Annotated in this window: 2 rRNA genes; both read left to right on the top strand. The window is 50.0% G+C overall.

The features are described 5' to 3' along the window. Positions 1 to 27 precede the first annotated feature (27 nt). Positions 28 to 143, top strand: a 5S ribosomal RNA gene (gene rrf, locus BCU12_RS14460). Positions 144 to 521: 378 nt separating this feature from the next. Then, positions 522 to 2,066 (top strand): 16S ribosomal RNA (locus tag BCU12_RS14455). Positions 2,067 to 2,104 lie beyond the last annotated feature (38 nt).

The following is a 2,104-nucleotide window of genomic DNA, read 5'->3' as shown; positions in this document are numbered from 1 at the left end:
TAATCAGTTTTCCGAATTAAGAATTTGCTTGGCGACCATAGCGTTGTGGACCCACCTGACTCCATGCCGAACTCAGAAGTGAAACGCAATAGCGCCGATGGTAGTGTGGGGTTTCCCCATGTGAGAGTAGGACATCGCCAGGCTTTAATTCCGATTTGTCTCGATGAGACGAGTCACCATAAGGTTTTAAGTGAATAGCTTAGAAGTTTATGTTGACTTACAGAGTCAAAAGCGTATTATACGCATCCGCTTGAGAGGTTAAGGCCTTGAAAAGCAACGCTCTTTAACAATTTAAACCTATCAATCTGTGTGGGCACTCGTTGATGATAATCCAATTAGAAGCTTAGGCTTCAAATTTGGTTTCAATGAACTGAGTGACCAATACAAATAACTACTTGTAGTTATTTGGCACAGTCAATTCATTACCATTCTGTTGGAATGGTAATAGCTTTAGAATTACAGGTTTATCTCCGGATAAATCCTAGTTTTGAAGTCAGTATTCATTGAGCCGACAAAATCTTAAATTGAAGAGTTTGATCATGGCTCAGATTGAACGCTGGCGGCAGGCCTAACACATGCAAGTCGAGCGGAAACGAGAAGGTGCTTGCACCTTCGGCGTCGAGCGGCGGACGGGTGAGTAATGCCTAGGAAGTTGCCCAGTAGAGGGGGATAACCATTGGAAACGATGGCTAATACCGCATATTCTCTTTGGAGCAAAGCAGGGGACCTTCGGGCCTTGCGCTATTGGATACGCCTAGGTGGGATTAGCTAGTTGGTGAGGTAATGGCTCACCAAGGCAACGATCCCTAGCTGGTCTGAGAGGATGATCAGCCACACTGGAACTGAGACACGGTCCAGACTCCTACGGGAGGCAGCAGTGGGGAATATTGCACAATGGGCGAAAGCCTGATGCAGCCATGCCGCGTGTATGAAGAAGGCCTTCGGGTTGTAAAGTACTTTCAGTCGTGAGGAAGGGGGTAAGCTTAATACGCTTATCTCTTGACGTTAGCGACAGAAGAAGCACCGGCTAACTCCGTGCCAGCAGCCGCGGTAATACGGAGGGTGCGAGCGTTAATCGGAATTACTGGGCGTAAAGCGCATGCAGGTGGTTCAATAAGTCAGATGTGAAAGCCCGGGGCTCAACCTCGGAACTGCATTTGAAACTGTTGGACTAGAGTACTGTAGAGGGGGGTAGAATTTCAGGTGTAGCGGTGAAATGCGTAGAGATCTGAAGGAATACCAGTGGCGAAGGCGGCCCCCTGGACAGATACTGACACTCAGATGCGAAAGCGTGGGGAGCAAACAGGATTAGATACCCTGGTAGTCCACGCCGTAAACGATGTCTACTTGGAGGTTGTGGCCTTGAGCCGTGGCTTTCGGAGCTAACGCGTTAAGTAGACCGCCTGGGGAGTACGGTCGCAAGATTAAAACTCAAATGAATTGACGGGGGCCCGCACAAGCGGTGGAGCATGTGGTTTAATTCGATGCAACGCGAAGAACCTTACCTACTCTTGACATCCAGAGAAGCCAGCAGAGATGCAGGTGTGCCTTCGGGAGCTCTGAGACAGGTGCTGCATGGCTGTCGTCAGCTCGTGTTGTGAAATGTTGGGTTAAGTCCCGCAACGAGCGCAACCCTTATCCTTGTTTGCCAGCACGTAATGGTGGGAACTCCAGGGAGACTGCCGGTGATAAACCGGAGGAAGGTGGGGACGACGTCAAGTCATCATGGCCCTTACGAGTAGGGCTACACACGTGCTACAATGGCGCATACAGAGGGCAGCAAGCCAGCGATGGTTAGCGAATCCCAAAAAGTGCGTCGTAGTCCGGATTGGAGTCTGCAACTCGACTCCATGAAGTCGGAATCGCTAGTAATCGTAGATCAGAATGCTACGGTGAATACGTTCCCGGGCCTTGTACACACCGCCCGTCACACCATGGGAGTGGGCTGCAAAAGAAGTGGGTAGTTTAACCTTTCGGGGAGGACGCTCACCACTTTGTGGTTCATGACTGGGGTGAAGTCGTAACAAGGTAGCCCTAGGGGAACCTGGGGCTGGATCACCTCCTTATACGATGATTATTACGATGAGTACCCACACAGATTGAT

The sequence above is a fragment of the Vibrio sp. 10N.261.55.A7 genome (genome assembly GCF_002877365.1).
Classification (GTDB): Bacteria; Pseudomonadota; Gammaproteobacteria; order Enterobacterales; family Vibrionaceae; genus Vibrio.
The sequence above is the reverse complement of the archived record's forward strand: the minus strand, read 5'-3'. Positions and strand labels throughout refer to the sequence as shown.